Annotated in this window: 20 protein-coding genes; 10 read left to right on the forward strand and 10 right to left on the reverse strand. The window is 66.7% G+C overall.

From position 1 onward, the window contains the following. Positions 1 to 143: 143 nt before the first annotated feature. Together rpsI and rplM are read right to left on the reverse strand one after the other, a co-directional pair. Entirely contained in the window at positions 144 to 536 is a 393-nt protein-coding gene (gene rpsI, locus HH212_RS04235) for a 30S ribosomal protein S9 (protein WP_028102305.1), read from the reverse strand. A 9-nt stretch (positions 537 to 545) separates the two neighbouring features. After that, complete coding sequence (gene rplM / locus HH212_RS04240) at positions 546 to 974, reverse strand: 50S ribosomal protein L13 (protein WP_169434236.1); 429 nt, start codon at positions 972 to 974, stop codon at positions 546 to 548. A gap of 264 nt (positions 975 to 1,238) precedes the next feature. Here rplM and HH212_RS04245 point away from each other — a divergent pair, with 264 nt between their 5' ends. The 4 genes from HH212_RS04245 (at position 1,239) to HH212_RS04260 (ending at position 5,159) form a co-directional block, all read left to right on the forward strand. Beyond that, positions 1,239 to 2,684 carry an alpha/beta fold hydrolase gene (locus HH212_RS04245; RefSeq protein WP_229217561.1) on the forward strand — a complete coding sequence of 482 codons (1,446 nt, stop codon included), beginning with the start codon at positions 1,239 to 1,241 and terminating at the stop codon, positions 2,682 to 2,684. A gap of 13 nt (positions 2,685 to 2,697) precedes the next feature. Next, positions 2,698 to 3,432: an ABC transporter ATP-binding protein gene (locus HH212_RS04250; protein ID WP_169434237.1), complete on the forward strand. Its 735-nt coding sequence runs from the start codon at positions 2,698 to 2,700 to the stop codon at positions 3,430 to 3,432. Next, a complete protein-coding gene (locus HH212_RS04255; protein ID WP_169434238.1) occupies positions 3,429 to 4,643 on the forward strand; it encodes an ABC transporter permease in 1,215 nt (404 codons plus the stop codon). Before HH212_RS04250 ends, HH212_RS04255 begins: the two co-directional genes overlap by 4 nt. 93 nt (positions 4,644 to 4,736) lie before the next feature. After that, complete coding sequence (locus tag HH212_RS04260) at positions 4,737 to 5,159, forward strand: OsmC family protein (protein WP_169434239.1); 423 nt, start codon at positions 4,737 to 4,739, stop codon at positions 5,157 to 5,159. A 16-nt stretch (positions 5,160 to 5,175) separates the two neighbouring features. Here the strand turns inward: HH212_RS04260 and coq7 are convergent, their stop codons facing one another. Both coq7 and HH212_RS04270 read right to left on the reverse strand, forming a co-directional pair. Further along, positions 5,176 to 5,844: a 2-polyprenyl-3-methyl-6-methoxy-1,4-benzoquinone monooxygenase gene (coq7, locus tag HH212_RS04265; protein ID WP_229217562.1), complete on the reverse strand. Its 669-nt coding sequence runs from the start codon at positions 5,842 to 5,844 to the stop codon at positions 5,176 to 5,178. Between the two features lie 10 nt (positions 5,845 to 5,854). Further along, positions 5,855 to 6,328 carry a hypothetical protein gene (locus tag HH212_RS04270; RefSeq protein WP_229217563.1) on the reverse strand — a complete coding sequence of 158 codons (474 nt, stop codon included), beginning with the start codon at positions 6,326 to 6,328 and terminating at the stop codon, positions 5,855 to 5,857. 166 nt (positions 6,329 to 6,494) lie between these two features. On the opposite strand from HH212_RS04270, the gene HH212_RS04275 reads away from it, so the two are divergent. From HH212_RS04275 to HH212_RS04285, 3 genes are read left to right on the forward strand one after another with little or no spacing between them, the layout of a single operon-like run. Further along, positions 6,495 to 7,388: an ABC transporter ATP-binding protein gene (locus HH212_RS04275; RefSeq protein WP_169434240.1), complete on the forward strand. Its 894-nt coding sequence runs from the start codon at positions 6,495 to 6,497 to the stop codon at positions 7,386 to 7,388. A gap of 4 nt (positions 7,389 to 7,392) precedes the next feature. Further along, positions 7,393 to 10,998 (forward strand): ABC transporter permease/M1 family aminopeptidase, encoded by a 3,606-nt coding sequence (locus tag HH212_RS04280; protein ID WP_169434241.1) that lies wholly within the window; start codon positions 7,393 to 7,395, stop codon positions 10,996 to 10,998. Positions 10,999 to 11,042: 44 nt separating this feature from the next. Then, positions 11,043 to 11,240, forward strand: a complete 198-nt coding sequence (locus tag HH212_RS04285) for an addiction module protein (protein ID WP_169434242.1) — start codon at positions 11,043 to 11,045, stop codon at positions 11,238 to 11,240. Between the two features lie 544 nt (positions 11,241 to 11,784). Here the strand turns inward: HH212_RS04285 and HH212_RS04290 are convergent. The 5 genes from HH212_RS04290 to HH212_RS04310 form a co-directional block, all read right to left on the reverse strand. Next, on the reverse strand, positions 11,785 to 14,466 hold the full coding sequence (locus HH212_RS04290) for a DNA topoisomerase III (protein WP_169434243.1): 2,682 nt from the start codon (positions 14,464 to 14,466) through the stop codon (positions 11,785 to 11,787). A gap of 267 nt (positions 14,467 to 14,733) precedes the next feature. After that, positions 14,734 to 15,198: a Smg family protein gene (locus tag HH212_RS04295; RefSeq protein ID WP_169434244.1), complete on the reverse strand. Its 465-nt coding sequence runs from the start codon at positions 15,196 to 15,198 to the stop codon at positions 14,734 to 14,736. A 96-nt stretch (positions 15,199 to 15,294) separates the two neighbouring features. Continuing rightward, positions 15,295 to 16,587: a DNA-processing protein DprA gene (gene dprA / locus HH212_RS04300; RefSeq protein ID WP_229217564.1), complete on the reverse strand. Its 1,293-nt coding sequence runs from the start codon at positions 16,585 to 16,587 to the stop codon at positions 15,295 to 15,297. Positions 16,588 to 16,654: 67 nt separating this feature from the next. Beyond that, positions 16,655 to 17,803, reverse strand: coding sequence for a LysM peptidoglycan-binding domain-containing protein (locus tag HH212_RS04305; protein WP_169434246.1), 1,149 nt, complete (start codon positions 17,801 to 17,803; stop codon positions 16,655 to 16,657). Then, positions 17,790 to 17,936 (reverse strand): hypothetical protein, encoded by a 147-nt coding sequence (locus HH212_RS04310; RefSeq protein ID WP_169434247.1) that lies wholly within the window; start codon positions 17,934 to 17,936, stop codon positions 17,790 to 17,792. Before HH212_RS04310 ends, HH212_RS04305 begins: the two co-directional genes overlap by 14 nt. Before the next feature lie 172 nt (positions 17,937 to 18,108). On the opposite strand from HH212_RS04310, the gene def reads away from it, so the two are divergent. Beyond that, positions 18,109 to 18,648, forward strand: a complete 540-nt coding sequence (gene def, locus HH212_RS04315) for a peptide deformylase (RefSeq protein ID WP_169434248.1) — start codon at positions 18,109 to 18,111, stop codon at positions 18,646 to 18,648. A gap of 14 nt (positions 18,649 to 18,662) precedes the next feature. Continuing rightward, positions 18,663 to 19,613 carry a methionyl-tRNA formyltransferase gene (gene fmt, locus HH212_RS04320; RefSeq protein ID WP_169434249.1) on the forward strand — a complete coding sequence of 317 codons (951 nt, stop codon included), beginning with the start codon at positions 18,663 to 18,665 and terminating at the stop codon, positions 19,611 to 19,613. 95 nt (positions 19,614 to 19,708) lie between these two features. On the opposite strand, the gene HH212_RS04325 is transcribed toward fmt, so the two are convergent. Then, entirely contained in the window at positions 19,709 to 19,942 is a 234-nt protein-coding gene (locus HH212_RS04325; protein ID WP_169434250.1) for a BrnA antitoxin family protein, read from the reverse strand. Positions 19,943 to 20,280: 338 nt separating this feature from the next. On the opposite strand from HH212_RS04325, the gene metH reads away from it, so the two are divergent. Then, positions 20,281 to 24,045, forward strand: coding sequence for a methionine synthase (metH, locus tag HH212_RS04330; RefSeq protein ID WP_169434251.1), 3,765 nt, complete (start codon positions 20,281 to 20,283; stop codon positions 24,043 to 24,045). Positions 24,046 to 24,176: the final 131 nt, after the last annotated feature.

The following is a 24,176-nucleotide window of genomic DNA, read 5'->3' on the forward strand; positions in this document are numbered from 1 at the left end:
GATTGAATTTGCTCTGACCCCGAATTTTTCTCGAATTTGCTCTGACCCCGAATTATGGCAACAAAAAAGCCGCCGGCTTTGCAGCGGGCGGCTTTTGCGGGGACGGCGGCACGCGGTGCCGCGCATCCACTGGGTAATACGGATTAACGCTTCGAGAATTGCTTTGCGCGACGTGCTTTGCGCAGACCAACTTTCTTACGCTCGACTTCACGGGCGTCACGGGTGACGAAACCGGCACGTGCCAGGTCGCCCTTCAGGCCTGCGTCGTAGTCGATCAGTGCACGGGTGATGCCGTGGCGCACTGCACCTGCCTGGCCGGACTCGCCGCCGCCATGCACGTTGACCTTGATGTCGAAACGCTCGACGTTGCCGGTCAGTTCCAGCGGCTGACGGATGACCATCAGGCCGGTTTCGCGCGAGAAGTACTCGGCGGCCGGTTTGCCGTTGACGATGATCTGGCCGGTGCCGGCCTTGATGAACACGCGGGCGACTGCACTCTTGCGACGGCCGGTGCCGTAATTGTAGTTACCGATCATGGCAGTTCCTTAGATGTCGAGTGCTTGCGGTTGCTGGGCAGCGTGCGGATGGGTGCTTTCCGCGTACACTTTCAGCTTCTTGATCATGGCATAGCCCAGCGGGCCCTTCGGCAGCATGCCCTTGACGGCTTTTTCCAGGGCGCGGCCCGGGAAACGCTGTTGCATTTTCAGGAAGTTGGTTTCGTAGATACCGCCCGGGTAGCCCGAGTGACGGTAGTAGGTCTTCTGGGTGGCCTTGGTGCCGGTCACGCGCAGCTTGCCTGCGTTGACGACGACGATAAAGTCACCGGTGTCGACGTGCGGAGTAAATTCCGGCTTGTGTTTGCCGCGCAGTCGGAGTGCCACTTCGCTGGCAACACGTCCGAGGACTTTGTCCGTCGCGTCAATCACGTACCAATCGCGCTGGACTTCATGGCCCTTAGCGGAAAAAGTTTTCATGTTGACTTCCTATATCTAGGTAATGAATGCTCAATGGTGGTTCCGCTCTTGCTGCCGCGGACTCTGCCTTATTGTCTTTTCCTGAGCAAATGGAAAGCCCACGATCATAGCCGGTTTCACGCACCATCGTCAAGTCATGCGCAAGGCATGCAGCCGCATGCGTGGCTGGACGAACACGACAATTGGGTCATGCATATTTGCAACTTCTAGTTGACCGTGAAAACCGCTGCAAATTAGACTGGTCGGCATCCACCAGGAGATTCCGTGAGATCCAGTCCGATTCCACAAGCGCCGCTGACGGCTGCCCTGTTTGCCGCGTTTTTCGCCGCGCCGCTTGCCGCCCACGCTGCGCCGGCCGCCACCCACGGCTGCCACCTGCCCGGCGTCGAGGAAGGGCTGCGCTGCCTGCGCCTGCCGGTGCCCCTCGATGCGGCGCGCCCCGGCGCCACCCTCACGCTGCACGTGACGGTCGCCCCGGCGCTGCGCGAAGGCGCGCGTCCCGATCCGGTATTCGTGCTGGCCGGCGGTCCCGGCGAAGCCGGCAGCGACGTGCTGCCGCTGCTGTCCACCGCCTTCCGGCGCGTGCGCGCCACACGCGACATCGTGTTCATCGACCAGCGCGGCACCGGCCTGTCCGGCAAGCTCGAATGCGACAGCGGTGACGCGGACGACAGCGCCACCGACCAGCAGGCCGACGCCGCCATGCTGCGCTGCATCGCCGCCAGCAAGGCGCCGTTCGCCGCCTACACCACCGCCAACGCGGCGCGCGACATCGAGCAGGTGCGGCGCGCGCTCGGCTATGGCCGGATCAACCTGTGGGGCGGCTCCTACGGCACCCGGCTGGCGCAGGTGTATGCGCGCGCCTACCCCGGTAACGTGCGCGCCCTGGCGCTGGACGGCGTGGCGGCGCCGGACCAGGTGATCCCGGCCGGCGGACGCGACAGCCAGGCCGCGCTCGACCAGCTGTTCCGGCAATGCGCCGCGGATGCCGGCTGCAGCAAGGCGTATCCGGCGCTGCGCACCGAGTTCGATGCGCTGGTGGCGAAACTCGACGCCAGCGCCGGCGGCTTCAAGCTGTCGCTGCCCGATCCGCGCACCGCGCGCCAGGTCGACACCACCATGACCAGCGCGCGCCTGTTCGGCACCATGCACGGCATGCTGTACGCCCCGGCCGACGCGCGCCGCCTGCCGTTCCTGCTGCACAGCGCGGCCCAGGGCCGCTGGCAGCCGTTCGTCGCCCGGCGCAACCTGGCGGCGGATTTCAGCGCCGAAGGCTCGCCCGCCACCCTGATGCACCTGGCCGTGGTGTGCGCCGAGGACATGCCGCGCCTGACCCCGGCGCTGGCGGCCAGCGACGCCGCACCGCTGACGCGCGCCATCGTCGGGCGCCTGCCGGCGCTGTGCCGCGCCATGAACGTGCCGGCGGCGCCGTGGACCGAACCGGCGCGCATCGCCGCGCCGGCCCTGCTGCTGTCCGGCGCCCAGGACCCGGTGACGCCGCCGCACCGCGCCGCCAGCGCGGCGCGCCACATGGCGCACGCCCAGCAGCTCACCGCGCCCAATGTCGGCCACGGCGTGTCGCAGCTGGGCTGCGCGCCGCGCCTGCTGCGCGCCTTCTTCGACCGTCCGCAGGACCAGGTCGACGGCGCCTGCCTCGCCGAGATTCCCGCTCCCACCTTCCAGCTCGGCAGCGCCGGCCCCCAACCTTGACCAGCGAGTCGCCATGATCGAAGCACACGAAGTCCGCAAACAGTTCGGCGCCGTCCAGGCGCTGGGCGGCGTCGGGTTCACCGCCCGCGACGGCCACATCACCGCCCTGCTCGGCCCCAACGGCGCCGGCAAGACCACGCTGCTGCGCACCCTGGTCGGCATGCTGAAACGCGACCACGGCAGCATCGCCATCGACGGCGTCGACCCGGAAAGGGAGCCGCTCAGGGTGCGCGCCAACATCGGCTTCCTGACCGACCAGTTCGGCCTGTACGAGCGCCTGTCCACGCGCGAATATCTCACCTATTTCGGCGAGCTCAACGGCATGGACGGCGCCGCCCTGCGCCGCCGCATCGACGAGGTATCGGAAATGCTGGCGATGGGCGACATCCTCGAGCGCCGCAGCAAGGGGTTTTCGCAGGGCCAGCGCATCAAGGTGGCGCTGGCGCGCGCCCTGCTGCACCGCCCGCGCCACCTGCTGCTGGACGAGCCGACGCGCGGCCTGGACGTGATGAGCACGCGCGCCGTGCGCCAGGCGCTGGCGCGGCTGCGCGACGAGGGCTGCTGCGTGGTGATGGCCACCCACGTGATGCAGGAAGTCTCGCACCTGTGCGACGACGTGATCGTGATCGCCAAGGGCCATACCGTGGCCCAGGGTTCGCCGCGCGCGCTGTGCGAGCGCACCGGCATCGCCAACCTGGAAGACGCGTTCGTCAGCCTGGTCGGCACCGACGAGGGGATCGCCGCATGAGCGCGACCGCTACCGGGCAGGCACGCCGCAAGGCGAAGTGGCGCATCGTCTTCCTGAAGGAATTGCGCGAGACCCTGCGCGACCGCCGCGCCCTGAGCCTGCTGGCCATGTTCACCGTGATCTACCCGATCATGCTCGGTTACGTGCTCAACCAGCAGATCGAGCGCGCCACCCGCAGCGAGCGCGAAGGCATCGAGCTGGCCGTGATCGGCGGCACCCAGGCGCCCACGCTGATGGCCCAGCTCAAGCAGAAGAACATCACCGTGCACGAGACGGCGCCCATGGACGAGGAAGCGATCGGCGCCCTGCTGCGCGCGCGCAAGATGGTGGCGCTGCTGCGCCTGCCGGAACGCTTTACGGAAAACTACCAGGCGATGCGGCCGGCGCGCATCGAGCTGTGGTACGACTCGGCCACCGAGCAAGACCGGCGCCGGCGCGACGTCGAGGACGTGCTGCACGCCTACGACGCCAACATCGCCAGCGCGCGCCTGCTGGCGCACGGCGTATCGCCGGCCACGCTGTCGCCGATCCGGCTGCAGCGCTACGACACCGGCAGCACCGCGGCGCGCTCGGCCGGCCTGATCGGCAGCATGCTGGGCTTCCTGTTCTTCCCGGCCTTTATCTGCGGGATGTCGGCCGCGGTCGACAGCACCGCCGGCGAACGCGAGCGGCGCTCGCTGGAAGTGCTGATGGCGCAGCCGGCGCATGCCTGGGAGCTGGTGGTCGGCAAATGGCTGGCGGCCGGCGCCCTGGCCGCCGCCGGCATGACGCTGGCGCTGACGCTGGCGCACGTGGTCCTGTCCTGGCTGCCGCTTGAGGAAATCGGCCTGTCGTGGCGCGTGGGCTGGGGCGACCTGGCGCTGGTATGCCTGGCTTCGGTACCGCTGTCGCTGTTCGCCGCCGGCGTGCAGATCGCGGTCGCCATGAACGCCAAGTCGTTCAAGGAAGCGCAGAGCGTGCTGTCGTTCGTGACGCTGGTGCCGATGGTGCCGGGCCTGGCGGTGTCGATGCTCGACCTCAAGACGGCCGGCTGGATGTACTTGGTGCCGATGCTGTCGAACCAGACCCTGCTGCGCGAAACCGCCAAGGGCAGCGAACTCGGCCCGCTGCCCTTCGTGCTGACCTTCGCCTGCTCGGCGCTGGCGGCGCTGGCGGCGGTGGCGTTCGCCAGCCGGCGCATGCAGAGCGAGCGCTACGTACTGGCGGTGTGAGGCTGCGCGCGGCCGGGCGTTGCGGCGGCTTTCCGCAGCCATGCCCGCCCTCGCATAGAATAGCCCTCATTTGACACGACAGCGGAGAATGCAATGGAAGTGAAAGTCAGCTGGAATGGCCCGTCGGGAATGAGCTTCCGGGCCGAGACCGGCTCCGGCCACCTGGTCAGCATGGACGGCGCGCCGGAAGGCGGCGGCCACAACCTGGCGCCGCGCCCGATGGAGATGGTGTTGCTGGGCACCGGCGGCTGCACCGCCTACGACGTGGTGCTGATCCTCAAGCGCGGGCGCGAGGACGTGCGCGGCTGCGACGTGACCCTGAAGGCCGAACGCGCCGAGGTCGATCCGAAGGTGTTCACCAAGGTGCACTTCCACTTCACGGTCAGCGGACGCAACCTGAAACAGGCGGCGGTCGAGCGCGCCGTGAACCTGTCGCACGACAAGTACTGCTCGGCGTCGATCATGCTGGCCAAAAGCGCCGAGATCACGCACTCGTTCGAGATCGTCGAGGCGTGATCCCGGCCGGTAACGGTCAAATGTAATACGCGGTCTTGGTCATCACCTTGGCCATGGCGCGCATCGCCATGCGCACCGGCAGCGGCATCTCGGCCGCGCCCATGGCTTGCGCCTTGGCGCCGTGCTCGATCTCGTCGTCGCGCATCTGCGTGACGATGGCGCGCGACTTGGCGTCCTGCGGCGGCAGTTCGTCGAGGTGGCCGTCCAGGTGCATCTCGACCTGGCGCTCGGTCTCGACCACGAAGCCGAGGCTGACCGCGTCGCCCATGCGCGCCGCCACCGTGCCCAGCACGTAGGAACCGGCATACCACAGCGGATTGAGCAGGCTGGGCTGCGAACCGAGTTCGCCCAGGCGCTCGGCGGTCCAGGCCAGGTGGTCTTCTTCTTCGCGTCCGGCTTCGGCGAACTGGGCGCGCAGGGCCGGGGTCGAGGCGTGGCGGCCCTGGGAATCGTACAGCGCCTGGGCGCACACCTCGCCCACGTGGTTCACCCGCATCAGGCCGGCGGCGTGGCGCTGCTCTTGCGCGTTGAGCTCGGCATGCTGCGCCTGCGCGCCCGGATTCGGACGCGACGCCTTGGCGACCCCGCCCACCACGCGCAGCGCCCGGTCGAGGCCGACGATCAGGTGGTCGAAGGGATTGATGGCTCGTTGTGCATTGTCCATGGTGTTCGATGAGTTAGGCATGAAAGCGCCATTATATGCCGTGTCCGGAAGCGGCCTCGCCCTCGTCGGACTGGGTCTGCGCCCGTGCCTGCGCCTGCGCTTTCCTGCGCTGCAGCCAGTCGTGCACCGGCCCGGCCACCTCCAGCTTCGACAGGTTCTTGGCCACGCCCAGGTTGAGTTCGAGCAGGAACGGGATCGAGTCCGGCGGCACCTCGGGGCAAGCCTGCGCGAAGGCGGCCGTGAAGCGCGCCGACTCCAGTACCGGCAGCACCTTCGCGCCGCTCATGAACTGCAGCACGCTGGTGATGGTGTGGCCGCCGCCCACGCTGTGGTAGATGAAGCGGTTGTAGTCGCGGTCGACCCGCTTGAAGTCGATGGCCTCGCTGGTCATCAGCCCGGCCAGGTAATGCAGGCCGGTGGCGACGCGGAACCAGTCGGTCGCTTCGAGCCGGGTGCGGCCCTGGCGCGTCAGGGCCAGGATCTGTTCCTTGATGATGGTGTCCATGCCGTCATTATGCCCTTCGCCGGGCGCGCCCTGTCCCGCTTTTCTGCGCCCTGGACCGGCAAAACGGCCGTGTGTCGCATCGCCCGCCCTGTGCCGTTCATTTTTAATACAATGCAATAATCACGAAAATCCACGCATTCCCACAAGGAATTCTTGAGGAGCATTAATGGAATTACGCATCCGCAACCTGTCCAAGACCTACGCCAACGGCGTGGTGGCGCTGGACCGGGTCACGCTGAGCATCCTGCCCGGGATGTTCGGCCTGCTGGGCCCGAACGGCGCCGGCAAGTCGACCCTGATGCGGATCCTGGCCACGCTGCAGGAATGCGATGCCGGTTCGGTATTCCTGGACGACATCGACGTGCTCGACGAACAGGACGAAGTACGCCGCCTGCTCGGCTACCTGCCGCAGGACTTCGGCGTGTACCCGAAGGTGACGGCCTACGAGCTGCTGGACCATTTCGCCCAATTGAAGGGGCTGGCGCAGCGCGGGCGGCGCCGCGAGGTGGTCGACGGCCTGCTGCAGCAGACCAATCTGTTCGAGGTGCGCCACCAGAAGCTCGGCGGCTTTTCCGGCGGCATGCGCCAGCGCTTCGGCATCGCCCAGGCGCTGCTGGGCGACCCGCGCCTGATCATCGTCGACGAGCCGACCGCCGGCCTCGACCCGCAGGAGCGGGTGCGCTTCCACAACCTGCTGTCCGACATCGGCGACGACCGCACCGTGATCCTGTCGACCCACATCGTCTCCGACGTGGCCGACCTGTGCGCCAGCATGGCGATCATCAACAAGGGCCACGTGCTGCTGTGCGGCGAACCGGCGCGCCTGATCGAAGGCATCGAGGGCCGCATCTGGACCCGCTTCGTCACCAAGCAGGAACTGCCGGACTTCCAGCAGCGCCACACCGTGATCTCGACCCGCCTGCTGAGCGGGCGCACGCGCATCCACGTGTTCGCCGAGCGCGACCCGGGCGAAGGTTTCGAGCCGATCCACCCGACCCTGGACGACGTCTACTTCGCCACCATCGCCGGACGCCACAACGCGCTGGCCGGGAATTGCTGAGGCCATGCGCGCCCTGATCGCCATCGCCCGCTTCGAGGCGCAGCAGCGCTTCAAGCTGCTGTCCACCTGGGTGTATTTCTTCGCCTTCATGGCGGTGGCCATGCTGTGGGTGGCGGCGGCCGGCGGCGCCTTCAAGGACGCCGTCATCTCGATGGGCGGGCGGGTGCTGGTCAACGGACCGCGCCAGATCGCCATCAGCGCCTCGCTGCTCGGCTGCCTGGGCGTGGTGGTGGCGGCCGCCGTCATGGGCCGCGCGGTGCAGCAGGACGTCGAATACGAGACCCAGCACTTCTTCTTCAGCGCGCCGATTTCCAAGCACGCCTACGTGTTCGGCCGCTTCCTGGGCGCGCTGGCGACGCTCGCGGTGGTGTTTTCCGCCATCCTGATCGGCAACCTGGCCGGCACCCTGTGGCCCGGCATCGACCCCGGCCGCCTGGGACCGCATTCGCTGGGCGCCTACCTGCGGCCCTATCTGTTCACGCTGCTGCCCAACCTGTTCATCTTCGGCGCCCTGTTCTTCGTGCTGGCGGCGCTGACGCGGCGCATGCTGCCGGTGTACGTGTCGAGCGTGGTGATGATGATCGGCTACGTGGTGGCGCCCTCGCTGGCGCGTGACCTCGACTACAAGACGCTGGCGGCGCTGATCGACCCGTTCGGCACCACCGCCCTGCTGCGCCTGACCGAATACTGGAGCATCGGCGAGCGCAACGCCACCCAGGTGCCTCTCGAAGGCGTGTTCCTGGTCAACCGCGTGGTGTGGTCGCTGTTCTCGCTGGTGGTGCTGGCGCTGGGCTACTGGCGCTTTTCCTTCGTCGCCAATCCGTCCAACCGGCGCAGCCAGGCGCGCCACGGCAACGACGCGCCGCTGCCGCTGTCGCAGGCGGCCCGCGATACCCGTGAAGCGCCCGACTTCGCGCCGCGCCACCTGGCGCGCCTGCTGGCGCGATCGACCTGGCTGAACCTGCGCGAGTCGGTCAAGAACGTGTACTTCGCGGTGATCGCGCTGGCCGGCGTGCTGATGCTGGTGGCCAGTTCGCTGCAACTGGGCGCCATCTACGGCACCGCCACCTACCCGGTCACCTACATGATGCTGGAACTGGTGCGCGACGTCTTCTCCCTGTTCCTGCTGATCGTCACCATCCTGTACGCCGGCGAGCTGGTGTGGCGCGAGCGCGAGGCCAGGATCGGCCTCATGATCGATGCGCTGCCGGTGCCGGACTGGCTGCCGCTGGCCGCCAAAACGCTGGCGCTGGTCGGCCTGCAGGCGGCGCTGCTGGTGCTGGCGCTGCTGTGCGGGATGGCGATCCAGCTGGCCCACGGCTACCTGGCGCTGGAGCCGGGCCTGTACCTGTCCACGCTGTTCGGCATCATGCTGCCGCGCTACGCGCTGCTGGCGGTGCTGGCGATCGCGGTGCACGCCGTCGTCAACCAGAAATACGTGGCGTATTTCCTGCTCGCGCTGTACTACGTCGCCAGCATCACCCTGGCCGGCTTCGGCCTCGACCATCCGCTGCTGCTGTACGGCGCCCTGCCCGACGTCACCTATTCGGCGATGAACGGCTTCGGCCATTACCTGGCGCTGCAGCGCGCCCTGCTGGCCTACTGGGGCGGCGCCGCCCTGATGCTGTGCGCCGTCGCGCTGGTGCTGTGGCCGCGCGGCGCCGGCGATGCCTGGCCGGCGCGCCTGCGCCAGGCCCGGCGGCGCCTGCGTCCGGGCGTGCTGGCCTGGTTCGGCGGCGGCGCCCTGCTGTTCAGCGCCAGCGGCGCCCTGCTGTGGTATAACCTCGACCATCTCGGCGCTTGGCAGGGCGCCTGGCGCAAGGACGCGCTGCGCGCCGGCTACGAGCAGCACTACCGCCGCTACGCCGGCCTGGCGCAGCCGCGCATCGCCGACGTCGGCCTGCGCATCGACATCCATCCCGAGACGCGCACCCTGCAGGTGCACGGCAGCTACCAGCTGGAAAACCGCAGCGGGCGCCCCCTCACCGACATCTTCCTGACCCAGCAGCCCGGCCCGGCGCTGGCGGCGCGCCTGTCGCGCCCGGCGCGCCTGCTGCTGGCCGACCGCGAGCGCGGCTTCTACCGTTACGCGCTGGCGGCGCCCTTGCTGCCGGGCGAGCGCCTGGCGCTGGCCTTCGACCTGCGCGACGCGCCCGACGGCGTCCTCGGCCTGGGACGCGAGACCGCGGTGGCCGGCAACGGCACCTTCTTCAGCAACGCGCTGCTGCCGCGCATCGGCTACCAGCCGCAGGCCGAACTGCGCGACGCGCGCGACCGCAAACGCCACGGGCTGGCGCCGCGCGCGCCGCTGCCATCCGGCGACGATCCGCGCGCACGCGCCGACAATGCGATCGCCAACGACGCCGACCGCATCGGCTTCGACGCCGTGGTCAGCACCAGTGCGGACCAGACCGTGGTCGCGCCGGGAACGCTGGAACGCGAATGGATGGCCGGCGGACGGCGCCTGTTCCACTACCGCACCGACAAGCCGATCCTGAATTTCTACACCTTCCAGTCGGCGCGCTACGAAGTGCGCCACGACCGCTGGCAGGACGTGACCATCGACGTCTATTACCACCCCGGCCACGAGTTCAACGTCGAGCGCATGATCCGCGGCGCCAAGGCCGCGCTGGCCTACGGCACGAGCCATTTCGGCCCCTACCAGTACCGCGAGCTGCGCATCGCCGAGTTTCCGCGCTACGCCGCCTTCGCCCAGGCGGCGCCGGCCACGATCCCGTTTTCCGAAAGCGCCGGCTTCATCGCCCGCGTCGATCCGGACTCGCGCAAGGACATCGACTACCCGTTCTACGTGACCGCGCACGAGGTCGGGCACCAGTGGTGGGCGCACCAGCTGATCGGCGCCGATGCGCGCGGCGCCACCGTGCTGTCGGAAAGCTTGGCCGAATACACCGCGCTGATGACGATGAAGGCGGCGGTGGGGCCGGAGCGCATGCGCCGCTTCCTGCGCTACGACCTGGAACGCTACCTGACGGGGCGCGCCATGGACAACCAGCAGGAACTGCCGCTGGCGCAGAACCAGGACCAGGCCTACATCCACTACTACAAGGGCAGCCTGGCGCTGTACCTGCTGCAGGACCTGCTGGGCGAAGACGCGGTGAACGGCGTGCTGCGCGACCTGCTGCGCGAATACGGCGCCAAGGGCCCGCCCTACCCGGGGGTATCGGCGCTGGTGCAGCGCCTGCGCGCCGTCACGCCGCCCGACAAGGCCTACCTGATCGGTGACCTGTTCGACGCGGTGGTGCTGTACGAGAACCGCGCCGACAGCGCGCAGGCCGTGCGCCGGCCGGACGGCAGATACGAGGTCACGATCCGCGCCACCGCCGGCAAGGTGCGCGCGTCCGCGCCGGACGGCAAGGCGGGCGCGCAGTCGCCTGAAGAAGTGGCATTGCCGCTGGCGGACACGATCGAATTCGGGGTGGACGATGCCGACGGCAAGCCGCTGGCGCGCGAGCGGCGCCGCGTCACGGCGCCCGGCCAGGTGGTTACGCTGGTGGTGAACGGACGCCCGGCGCGCGCCGGCATCGACCCCGACAACAAGCTGATTGACAGGAAACCCACAGACAACATGCTGCCTGTCGACACACCTTGAAGATCACGTTATCATTCGGCCATATTTCCCAGAAGGAGCATTTCATGCCGAACGTCGCCGAACTGGCCGCACAGATCCAGCAGCTGACCGCTACTGAAAAGCACGAGTTGCTGTGCCAGGTATTCACCGACAGCGACGAGCCGGAACAGGATGCCGACGAAGTCTGGCGCGCCGAAATCGTCAAGCGCGTCAAGGCCATCCACAACGGCGAGGCCGCCCTGCGCGCGCTGCAGGAAGACTGAGCTTCACCAGTACTTGCCGCCTGTGCGCGGCGCATGAAAAAACCGCGACGCCGAAAGGCGATCGCGGTTTTTTTGTGGGCAAGGGTCAGAGCCCGGTTCATTCGTTCGGGCTCTGACCCCGGTATTGCCGACCCGGTGTTAAGCCACAGCTTGTTCAACCCCGCAGCCCATGCCGTCGTCCCCGCGCAGGCGGGGACCCATGCAGCGTGTCAGGAGTCGGGATTCTTGAAGTACCCGGGACGCTCTCGAGCTACAGGATTCCGTTGCCCGGTATGGGTCCCCGCCTGCGCGCATTACTGTCCAAGATAATCGTTATCTCTGCTTAAACCCGTAGCTCGTCGTCCCCGCGCACGCGGGGACCCATACTGAGCAACAGAATTCATTACCATTGAAGCAACTGGAATATTTCAGAAATACCAACTGTGGATGCTCAGCATGGGTCCCCGCCTTCGCGGGGAGTCGTTTCAGGCAGTGCCTGGAACGACGGTCTTTAGGCCAGCAATACTATCTTGGACAGTAGTGCGCCTGCGCAGGGACGACGCGGTCAAGCGCGCTTGGCGGGCGCCTTCCTGGCTGCCGCCTTGACGGCGGCCGTCTTGGTCGCAGCCGTCTTGGCCACGGTCTTGGTTGCAGCCGTCTTCGTTACCGCCGTCTTGGTCGCCACCTTGCGCGCCGCGGTCTTGGTCGCCACCGCGGTATCGCCGCCCTCGTCGGCGCCGTCGGCCGCAGCCGCCTTGCCCTTCGCCCCCGGCTTGGCCTTGCGCTCCTCGAACTCGAAGCTGATCTTGCCGTCCTTGCCGCGCACCAGGAAGGCCTTGAACGGACGGCGCGTGCGCTGCGACACGAAGCCCGGCAGCAGGTCGGTCTTGCCGTCGTTGAGCAGCTTGGCCATCTGCTCGGGCAGGATTTCCTGCTGCAGGATGATGCGGCCGCTGCGGAAGTCGCAGGTCTTCGGTTTCGCCACGCTGTGCTCGCACACATAGGCCAGCGCCATCTCGTACACGCCGCCGGCGCACTTCGGGCACGGTCCCAGCGCGGTCTGGCCACTGAAGTCGACACCCTCGCCGTCTTCTCCCTCGTCCTGGTCCTGGCCGAAGTCGAATTCCAGCTTGTAGTTGTGGATCTCCTCGTCGCGCGCGATGCGCAGGATGGCCGCGAACGGACGCCCCATCTTCGAGCGGAAGCCCTGCAGCGGGCCGATGGTGCGGTTCTGCAGCAATTCCTCGACCTCGGCGATCTCGAACTGGCGTCCGCCCGGCACCTTGGTCATCGAGAACTCGCACTTGGTGCAGGCGAAGCGGCGGTAGTTTTCCTTGACCACGCCGCCGCAGTTCGGGCACGGCGTGACCAGGGTCGCGTACTCGCCCGGCACGGTCTCGTTATCGTATTCCTTGGCGCGCTTGACGATGATCTGGGTCATCTGCTCGATCTCGCGCATGAATTCCTCGCGCGAGATGTTGCCCTTTTCCATCTGCGACAGCTTGTATTCCCACTCGCCGGTCAGTTCCGGCGCGGTCAGCTCGTTCACGCCGAGGCCGCGCAGCAAGGTCATCAGCTGGAACGCCTTGGCGGTCGGGATCATCTCGCGTCCCTCGCGCAGCAGGTATTTTTCGTTCAACAAGCCTTCGATGATCGCGGCGCGCGTGGCCGGGGTACCGAGGCCCTTGCCGGCCATGGCGTCGCGCAGTTCGTCGGAGTCGATCAGCTTGCCGGCGCCTTCCATGGCCGACAGCAGCGTCGCCTCGTTGTAGCGCGCCGGCGGCTTGGTCACCAGCGCGTTCGGCGTGACCTTGTCGGTGCTGACCTGCTCGCCCTTGGCCACCGGCACCAGGCTGGCGCCGTCCTTGTCGTCGCCGGTGGTGTCCTTACCGTAGATCGCCAGCCAGCCGGGGTTGGTCATCACCTTGCCCTCGGTCTTGAACTGGTGGCCGACGACCTCGGTGAAGCGGGTCGTCACCAGGAACTCGGCGGCCGGGAAGAACACCGCCATGAAGCGGCGCGTGACCAGGTCGTACAGCTTCTGTTCCGGCTCGGACAGATTCTTCGGCGCCACGCCGGTCGGGATGATCGCGAAGTGGTCCGAGATCTTGCTGTTGTCGAAGATGCGTTTATTCGGCTTGACCCAGCCCTTGTCCAGGATCTGCTTGGCGAACTGGTGGTAGTTCGGGTTTTCCTTCAGCACCTCGAGCGTGTTCTTGACCGTACCGATATAGTCTTCCGGCAAAGCGCGTGCGTCGGTACGCGGGTAGGTCAGCACCTTGTGCTTTTCGTACAGCGCCTGCGCCAGGCCCAGGGTGTTCTTGGCCGAGAAGCCGAAGCGGCCGTTGGCGTCGCGCTGCAGCGAAGTCAGGTCGAACAGCGCCGGCGCCATCGAGGTCGTCGGCTTCGATTCCTCGGTGACTTTGCCAGGCTGGCCCAGGCAGGCGGCGACGATGGCTTCGGCATCGGCGCGGTTCCACAGGCGCTCGGCGCGCTTTTCCGGATCGTTCTCGTCCTTCTTGAATTTGGTGTCGAGCCAGCGGCCTTCGTAGCTGCCGGCGGCGGCGCCGAATTCGGCGCGCACTTCCCAATAGTCGCGCGCCACGAACTTCTTGATCTTTTCCTCGCGCTCGACCACGATCGACAGCGTCGGCGTCTGCACCCGGCCCACGGTGGTCAAATAAAAGCCGCCCTCCTTCGAGTTGAAGGCGGTCATGGCGCGGGTGCCGTTGATGCCGATCAGCCAATCGGCTTCCGAGCGGCAGCGCGCCGCGTCGGCCAGCGGCAGCATGTCCTGGTCGCTGCGCAGGTGCGTGAAACCGTCGCGGATCGCGTTCGGCGTCATCGACTGCAGCCACAGGCGCTTGACCGATTGCTTGGCCTTGGCGTTCTGGGCGATCAGGCGGAAGATCAGTTCGCCTTCGCGTCCGGCGTCGCATGCGTTGATCAGGGTGGTGACATCCTTGCGCTTGATCAGCTTGTTCAACACCTTGAGACGCGATTCGGTCTTGGCGATCGGGTTCAGCGCGAAGTACGGCGGAATCATCGGCAGGTGGGTGAAGCTCCACTTGCCGCGCTTGACGTCGTATTCCTCGGGCACCGCGATTTCCAGCAGGTGGCCGACGGCGGACGACAGCACGTACTGGTCGGATTCGAAATACTCATCGTGCTTGGTAAAGCCGCCGAGCGCCTTGGCGATATCGTTCGCCACGGAAGGCTTTTCGGCAATGATGAGGGCTTTGGTCATATGGTTTTCTCTACGTGATCGATTGGCCCGGCGCGCTTCATCATGAGGCGGCCACACGGGAGCCGGTGCCGTTGATAGCTTATTGGTAACAATTGGCGGAGTGCGGCCAATGATAAGCGGGTTGCCGCGCACTCCGCAAGTGCGCCGTATGTGGGTGATCTCCCTGGCAACATCAAGACAGCCTATTGAAAAATACGCTTGATCTTTCTGCATTGCAAGAAAAAACGGAGCCGCAGCTCCGTTCTTGTCACGACAAATGTGTCTCGGTCAGTGCAGCAGGCGCGGCTCGGCATCCTCGTCGTCCGACCCGAACAGGTCGTCGAACATCAGCGCATCCGGCTCCTTGCCCTGGCTCCACAGCAGCATCAGCACGATGATCTTCAGCTTGCCCAGCGTGACCGGCGCCTCGTCCAGCGCCAGCGCGCGCTCGATGACGATCTCGCGCTGCGAGGCGCTGAGCAGGCCGGCCAGTTCCAGGAACTGGATGAAGCCGACGGCGGCGCTGCCGAGTGTGTCGACTTCCTGGGCGATATAAAAACGGGTGCCGCTCGACTCGAGCGCGGGATCGACGGCGCTGGCCATTTCGGTCAGTCCGTTGAGCCAGTCCAAGGCCTCGGTAATCTCGACATCGTCGAAACCGACAGCGGACAGCTTGCGTGCCAGGGCTGCCGGCTCGGGGCAGGCGTCGGGACGATAATACGTCTCGTAGAGGTAGACTAGGATGTCGAACATGGTGACGCTACTGTAGCAGCTAAGCTTCCCGGGGCACAAGTGTGGCACGTGCTCAGTTTCCCAAAGGGAAATATCAGCGTTGTTTATCGGCCTTGTTCACTTTACTACGCGCTGAATGACACCGCCCGGCAGGCGCTCGATCAAGCCCGCCAGTTCCAGCAGCAACAGCTTGCCGCTGAGTTCTCCGGCGCTGCCGCCGACCGCCGCCAGCAGGACGTCCGGCTCGACCGGATCGTGGCCGAGCGCGGCCAGCAGCGCGGCATCGCATCCAGGCAAGCAGCCCGGCAAGCCGGCCACCTCGGCCGACGCGTCGGCAAGACACCGTTCCTGCGCCGGCGCCGTGGGCGCTCGCCGTGTCCTTGGCGCGGGCGGCGCCGTACTCGCCGCCGGCAAGCCGGACGCTGCTGCGGCTGTAGGCGATGCCGCTCCAGAAGCCGTCTCGCCCTCCGGCGGCGCCAGCGCCGCCAGCCCCTGCGCCACCAGCGGCGACAGCGCCATCGCTTCCAGCACGTCGGCGGCGCCATCGACCAGCTTGGCGCCTTCGCGGATCAGGATGTGGCAGCCCTTGGACAGCGCGGCGTGGATCGATCCGGGAATGGCGAACACGTCGCGCCCGTGCTCGGCGGCCTGGCGCGCCGTGATCAGCGAGCCGGATTGCACGGCGGCCTCGACCACCAGCACGCCGGCGCACAATCCGCTGATGATGCGGTTACGCTTGGGAAAATTACTCGGCAGTGGCGGCGTGCCGACCGGGTATTCGCTGACGATGCAGCCTTCCTCGGCGATGCGTTCCCACAAGCCGCGGTTGCGCGCCGGGTAGACCAGGTCGGGGCCGGTGCCGACCACGGCGACGGTGCCACCGCGCCGGCGCAGCGCGCCTTCGTGGGCGGCGGCATCGATGCCCAGCGCCAGGCCGGACACGATCGTCATGCCGGCGTCGGACAGCGCCTCGGCGAACGCCGACGCATTGGCCTTGCCCTGCACGCTGGCATTGCGGCTGCCGACGATGGCCAGGCCGGGCATCGCCAGCAATTCCACATGTCCATTTATATATAGTAGCAACGGCGGATCGGGAATCTGCGCCAGCCATGCCGGGTAGCCGGGCTGGCCCAGCGCCAGCACGCGGCGCCCAGACTGATCGATATGGCCTGGCTGGTCGAGCCAGCGCAAGGTGGCCTCCAGCAGGCGCGCGCCGTCGGGCGTCATCGGCTGCAGCAGGGAACGCGCCTGCGCCGGGCTGACGTGCGCCGCCAGCGCCGCGCGGTCGGCCCGGAAAATGGCTTCCGGATCGCCGAAGGCGGCCAGCAGGGCGGTGGCGGCGCGCGGTCCGATGCCGTGGCTGCGCTCCAGGCGCAGCCACGCCGCCAGCCGCGCCGGGGTCAAGGCCACGGCCGAGGCCGAAGTCGTGGCCGGGACTGTTGCCGGCGAAAGGGAATCCGTGTCCTGCACGGCAAGATCACTCCGGTGATTGCGCCACGTCGCCGACCTGCACCGGCGCCGTCACTTGCATGACCAGGCCATACGAAACGTGCCCGAACACCCGGAAGATGAACAGGTTGCCGTACTGTTCGTCCGGGAGCCGCAGCTTGGCGGGGTTCAAGCCGAGGAAGCCTCGCTTGCCGCCCGGGTCCGCCACGGTCTGCCCGAGATGATAGAGCTGCAGCACGGAGCCGACGTCGAGTCCGTCAATCGTGCCCCGGTTGACAGTCACGACCTGGCTCTGGGCCGCGTAATTGACCTCGGACGGCACCGCCATCACGCGCGCCTTGATGGCCTGCTGCGGCGCGTGCGGCATGTAGTTGCGCAGCGGCACCGGCGGCGCCGGCAACAGGCGGTCGCCCACGCCCGCCTCCTGCACCGAACGCTCGATCACGAAGGTATGCACGTCGACGCCCGGCCTGGCCGGCTGCACCAGGCGCGCCATGCCGACGTAGGCGGCTTCATGCGCCACCACCTTGCCGGTGTCCGGGTCGCGCAAGGGCTGGCCCGGGCGGAAGATCTGGAAGCTGGCGGCGCCGCGCAGGTCGCCGCGCACGTAGACGCGGTCGCCCTCGCCCAGGTAAACCTTGCCGTCCTGGGTGGCGGCGATGCGCGGGGCGGCGTCGAGCTGGTTCGGCTCGATCACCAGCGGCTGGGTCAGGAACGGCTCGATCATGGCGGCCGGGATCGCCGGCACGGCGCCGTTGCCGCCCATGTCCTCGGTGCGCAGCTGCGGCGACAGGCGGATCGGCGGTGCCAGGCCGGCATCCGGATCGGGCTGGCCCGGTTTCGTCAGGCTCAGGCGCCCATGCACGCGGTCGAAATACACGACCTGGCCCGGATAGATCCAGTGCGGATTGCGGATCTCGTCGCGGTTCATGCCCCATACCTGCGGCCAGCACCACGGATGTTCGAGGAAAGCGCCGGAAATGTCCCACAGGGTATCGCCCTTGACCACCAGGTGCTGGTCGGGCGCATTCGGGCGGAAGCGGCAATCGGGGGCGGCCTGCAGCGGCGCGGCGGCGAAGACGGCGGCCGCGGCGACGGCCAGGGCGGCCAGCGCCGGCGTACGTGGCGCGACCGGCAGCGGCAGCGCACGGGCGGCGCCTGTGCTAAAATTTTTCATCAAAGAGTCCGTAAAGTGCGGCATCGCGGAAATCCCGACGCACCGCCGACGCAGGTTCCTGCGGCCGGCCGAGCGCGTTTCCCGAGCTGGAAAAGCCGGCTGCGCCGCCGCCAGCCGCGGTCAACATGGTCATTATCGTCGGCGCCGGGCGCTGGTGGATGATCGAAGGTTGCCGAACTGAATTAATTCTGCCGAGAAATCCTTGAACTGGCAAGACAAGCGCATCGTTTCACCAGAACGTTGTGTTGCATTTCCGCCTGTGCGGGAAGTGCTGCCCCGTCATCATTAACGAATAGATAAACACCATGGCCTTACTCAACATCCTCCGCTATCCCGACCCGCGCCTGCACAAGGTGGCGAAACCGGTCACCGAATTCGGGCCGCGCATCGACAAATTGGTCGCGGACATGGCCGACACCATGTACGACGCGCCCGGCGTGGGCCTGGCGGCGACCCAGATCGACGTGCACGAGCGCCTGGTGGTGATCGACATCACCGAGACCAAGGATGACCTGATGGTGTTCGTCAATCCGGAAATCGTCTGGGCCAGCGAGGAAAAGCAGGTCTACGACGAAGGCTGCCTGTCGGTGCCGGGCGTGTACGACGGCGTCGAGCGTCCGGCGCGGGTCAAGGTGCGCGCGCTCGACCAGAAGGGCCAGCCGTTCGAGGTCGAGGCCGACGGCCTGCTGGCGGTCTGCATCCAGCACGAGATGGATCACCTGATGGGCAAGGTGTTCGTGGAGTACCTGTCGCCGCTCAAGCGCAACCGCATCAAGACCAAGCTCATGAAGGAAGGCCGCGGCATGCAGCGCGACGACGCCAGGAACGCCGGACGCCGCGCCTGATGCCGGCGCCGCGCATGAAAGTCGTGTTCGCCGGCACGCCGGAATTCGCCGCCGTCGCCCTGCGTGCGCTGCACGAAGCCGGTTTCGCCATTCCGCTGGTGCTGACCCAGCCCGACCGTCCGGCCGGGCGCGGCATGCAATTGCAGGCGTCCAGCGTCAAGCAATATGCGCTGGCCCAGGGCATCGAGGTGCTGCAGCCGCTGTCGCTGCGCATGGATGCCAAGGACCCGCAGCGCGCGGCCGAGGCGCAGGCCGCGCACGCGCGCCTGCTGGCCACCGACTACGATGTGATGGTGGTCGCGGCCTACGGCCTGATCCTGCCGCGCGCCACGCTCGACATCAAGCCGTGCATCAATATTCACGGATCGATCCTGCCGCGCTGGCGCGGCGCCGCGCCGATCCACCGTGCGATCGAGAGCGGCGATGCCGAGACCGGCGTCACCATCATGCAGATGGAAGAAGGCCTCGATACCGGCCCGATGCTGCTGATCGAACGCATCGCCATCGAGGACGGCGACACCACCGGCAGCCTGCACGACAAGCTGGCGGCGCTGGGCGGGCGCATGATCGTCGATGCCCTGCGGAAGATGGAAGCCGGCGGCCTGGAGGCGGTGCCGCAGCCGGAACAGGGCGTGACCTACGCCGCCAAGATCGCCAAGGAAGAAGGCAAGTTGGATTTCACCCTGCCCGCCATGGATTTGGCGCGCAGGATCCGCGCGTTCAACCCGTTTCCGGGCGCGGCCGGACAGGCCGGCGGCGTGACGGTCAAGATCTGGAATGCGCAGGCGGTCGAGGGCAATGGTTCGCCGGGCCAGGTGCTGTCGGCGAATGCCCACGAGGGGATCGTGGTGGCGTGCGGCGAAGGCGCGCTGCGCCTGACGGAATTGCAGAAGCCGGGCGGCAAGCGCCTGGCGACGGCAGAATTCCTGAAGGGGTTTTCGTTCGACGGATTAACGTTCGAATAATCCGAACGCGCGGTGCGAACCGGAGGCGTGGCGTGGACGGGTTTCCCGTCCACCCTACCTGTCCACCCCAATCGTCGGACGGGTCATATGACCGATCAGTGCTGCTCGCTCTGGGCGCGCACGCGGTTGGCTTCCATGTACTCGCGCAGCACCTGGTTGATGCGGGTCTGGTAGCCCGGACCGGCCGACTTGAACCAGTCCAGCATGTCCACGTCCAGGCGGATGGTGACGATCTGCTTTACGCCGGCTGCGGCGTGCTGCTTGGCAGGAACGCTGTCCTCGTTGCGGACGGCAGGCTGGTCCCACTCAGGCACGTATTCTTTGTTCATGGTAATTCTTCCCATTGAGGCGGCGGAGCGACGGGTCCGCACATTCCGTTGATCTGGATTAAGGAACCGCGCCATTGGCGGTTCCATGGCGTGCATTTTGTGCCTTGTATGTATCCGGGAAATTGCTAATAAGGCGGGTTTTGTATCCGTATGTAACAATTGTATGTTTGAAACACGACGTTACAAATGTCTTTACAAGGCTTTACGCATCGGCTGCTTGATGCACCTTGCATTCTCTTGTTGCAGCGGGAACAAACCCGGCCAGTGACGGTATAATTTCAGACCCGCCTCCTCACCATCCAGTCGCCGTTGTCCCGCCGCGGCAAGAAAGTACACCGATGACCATCGCCTCCCCCATCTCCCCCGTCGAAGCCCGGCTGCGCCAGATCCTCGAGCGCCGCATCATGATCCTCGATGGCGCGATGGGCACGATCATCCAGCAATACAAGCTCGACGAAGGCGCCTACCGCGGCGAGGAATTCATCGGTTTCGCCGCTCCGCCGGGCCAGGCCGTGCGCGAACTGTTCGTGAAGGGCAACAACGAGTTGCTGAACCTGACCCAGCCGCACGTGATCCAGGAAATCCACGAGCGCTACCTGGCGGCTGGCGCCGACATCATCGAGACCAACACCTTCGGCGCCACCGGCATCGCCCAGGACGACTACCACATGGCGCACCTGGCCTACCGGATGAACGTGGAAGCGGCGAAGCTGGCGCGCGCCGCCTGCGCCAAATACTCCACGCCGGACAAGCCGCGCTTCGCCGCCGGCGCCCTCGGCCCGACCCCGAAGACCGCGTCCATTTCGCCGGACGTCAACGACCCGGCGGCGCGCAACGTCAGCTTCGACCAGCTGGTCGCGTCCTACTACGAGCAGCTGCGCGGCCTGGTCGACGGCGGCGTCGACCTGCTGCTGGTCGAGACCATCTTCGACACCCTGAACTGCAAGGCGGCGCTGTTCGCCATCGACCAGTATTTCGACGACCACCCGGACACGCCGCGCCTGCCGCTGATGATCTCCGGCACCGTCACCGACGCGTCCGGCCGTATCCTGTCCGGCCAGACCGTGCCGGCGTTCTGGAATTCGGTACGCCATGCGAAGCCGCTGACCATCGGCCTGAACTGCGCGCTCGGCGCCGCCCTGATGCGCCCGTATGCGCAGGAACTGTCGAACATCGCCGACACCTATGTCTGCATCTACCCGAACGCTGGCCTGCCCAACCCGATGAGCGACACCGGCTTCGACGAACTGCCGGCCGACACCTCGGCCCTGCTGCGCGAATTCGCCGAAGCCGGCTTCATCAACGTGGCCGGCGGCTGCTGCGGCACCACGCCCGAGCACATCCAGGCCATCGCCGAGCAGATGGCCAGCTCCACGCCGCGCACCGTGCCGGAGGTGCCGGTGGCGTTGCGCCTGTCCGGCCTGGAGCCGTTCACGGTCGACGACAGCTCGCTGTTCGTCAATGTCGGCGAGCGCACCAACGTCACCGGCTCCAAGGCCTTCGCGCGTATGATCCTCAACGAGCAGTTCGACGAGGCCTTGTCGGTGGCGCGCCAGCAGGTCGAGAACGGCGCGCAGGTCATCGACATCAACATGGACGAGGCGATGCTCGACTCGATCGCCGCCATGACGCGCTTCCTGAACCTGATCGCTTCGGAGCCGGACATCTCGCGCGTGCCGATCATGATCGACTCTTCCAAATGGAGCGTGATCGAGGCCGGCCTCAAGTGCGTGCAAGGCAAGTCGATCGTGAACTCGATCTCGATGAAGGAAGGCGAGGAAGAATTCCTGCGCCAGGCGCGCCTGTGCCGCCGCTACGGCGCCGCCGTGATCGTGATGGCTTTCGACGAAAGGGGGCAAGCGGACACCTTCGCGCGCAAGACCGAGATCTGCAAGCGCGCCTACGACACCCTGGTGAACAAGGTCGGCTTCCCGCCGGAAGACATCATCTTCGACCCCAACATCTTCGCCATCGCCACCGGCATCGAAGAGCACGACAACTACGCGGTCGACTTCATCGACGCCACCCGCTGGATCCGCGCCAACCTGCCGCACGCGAAGATCTCGGGCGGCGTCTCCAACGTCTCGTTCTCGTTCCGCGGCAACGACCCGGCGCGCGAGGCGATCCACACCGTGTTCCTGTACCACGCGATCAAGGCCGGCATGACCATGGGCATCGTGAATGCCGGCATGGTCGGCGTCTACGACGACTTGCCGGCCGAGCTGCGCGAGCGCGTGGAAGACGTGGTGCTGAACCGCCGCGCCGACGCCACCGAGCGCATGATCGAGTTCGCCGGTACGCTGAAGGCCGGCGGCGCGAAACAGGAACAGAACCTGGCCTGGCGCGACGCCCCGGTCGGCAAGCGCCTGGCGCACGCGCTGGTGCACGGCATCACCCAGTGGATCGTCGAGGATACCGAGGAAGCGCGCCAGCAGGCCGCCAACGATGGCGGCCGCCCGATCCACGTGATCGAGGGGCCGCTGATGGACGGCATGAACGTGGTCGGCGACCTGTTCGGCCAGGGCAAGATGTTCTTGCCGCAGGTGGTGAAATCGGCGCGCGTGATGAAGCAGGCGGTGGCGCACCTGGTGCCCTTCATCGAAGAGGAAAAGGCGGAAGAGGAACGCCGCACCGGCGTGGTGGCGAAACCGAAGGGCAAGATGGTCATCGCCACCGTGAAGGGCGACGTGCACGACATCGGCAAGAACATCGTCTCGGTGGTTTTACAGTGCAATAACTTCGAGATCGTCAACATGGGGGTGATGGTGCCGGCCGCCGAGATCCTCGCCAAAGCGAAAGAAGAAAATGCCGACATCGTCGGCCTGTCCGGCCTGATCACGCCATCTCTGGAAGAGATGGCGTACGTGGCGCGCGAAATGCAGCGCGACCCCTGGTTCCGCGAGCGGCAGACGCCGCTGCTGATCGGCGGCGCCACCACCAGCCGCGCCCACACGGCCGTCAAGATCGCGCCGCATTACGAAGGCCCGGTGGTGTACGTGCCGGATGCCTCGCGCTCGGTGTCGGTCGGCCAGTCGCTGGTCGGACCCGAAACGCGCGACGCCTACGTGGCCGAACTAGCCCAGGACTACGAGCGCATCCGCGAGCAGCACGCCAACAAGAAAGCGCTGCCGATGGTGTCCCTGGCGCAGGCGCGCGCCAACCGCGCGCAATTGAATTATGCGCCGGTGAAGCCGAAGTTCATCGGCCGGCGCGTCTTCAAGAACGTCGACCTGGCACTGATCGCGCGCTACATCGACTGGGGTCCGTTCTTCCAGACCTGGGACCTGGCCGGCCCCTATCCGGCCATTCTCACGGACGAGATCGTGGGCGAGGCGGCGACCAAAGTGTTCGCCGACGGCCAGGCGATGCTCAAGAAAATCGTCGAGGGCCGCTGGCTGACCGCCAGCGGCGTGATTGCCCTGCTGCCGGCCAACAGCGTCGGCCACGACGACATCGAGGTCTACACCGACGAGTCGCGCAGCGCGACCGCCTTCACCTGGTACGGCCTGCGCCAGCAGGGCGTGAAACCGGTGGTGGACGGCGTGCAGCGTCCCAACCAGTGCCTGGCCGATTTCGTCGCGCCCAGGGATTCCGGCATCGCCGACTACATCGGCCTGTTCGCGGTGACCGGCGGCCTGGGTGCGGAAAAGATCGAGCAGCGCTTCGAGGCCGCCGGCGACGATTACTCGTCGATCATGGTCAAGGCGCTGGCCGACCGCCTGGCCGAAGCCTTTGCCGAGTACATGCACGAGCGCGTGCGCACCGACCTGTGGGGCCACGCGCCCGACGAGGACTTGACGGTGGAACAGCTGGTCAAGGAAGAGTACGCCGGCATCCGCCCGGCACCGGGCTATCCGGCCTGCCCCGAGCACACGGTCAAGGCCGACATGTTCCGCGTGCTGCAGGCCGAGGAGATCGGCATGACGCTGACCGAATCCTTCGCCATGACGCCGGGCGCGGCGGTGTCCGGCTTTTACTTCGCCCATCCGGAATCGAAGTATTTCGTGGTCGGCAAGATCGGGCAAGACCAGTTGGACGACATGGCGGCGCGCCGTGGCGTCGGCAAGGAGCAATTGGAGCGCTGGCTGGCGCCGAACCTGTAAATGCATCCATCCAACCGGCGAATCCGCCGGTTTTTTTTCATCTTGATCATATATTTATAACAACCTCCGCACGTTTGGCAACACTTGGCGAATGAATAAGATTGTTTCCGGTATCATTGAACGAATTCGTC

The organism is Massilia forsythiae (assembly GCF_012849555.1).
Classification (GTDB): Bacteria; Pseudomonadota; Gammaproteobacteria; order Burkholderiales; family Burkholderiaceae_D; genus Telluria; species Telluria forsythiae.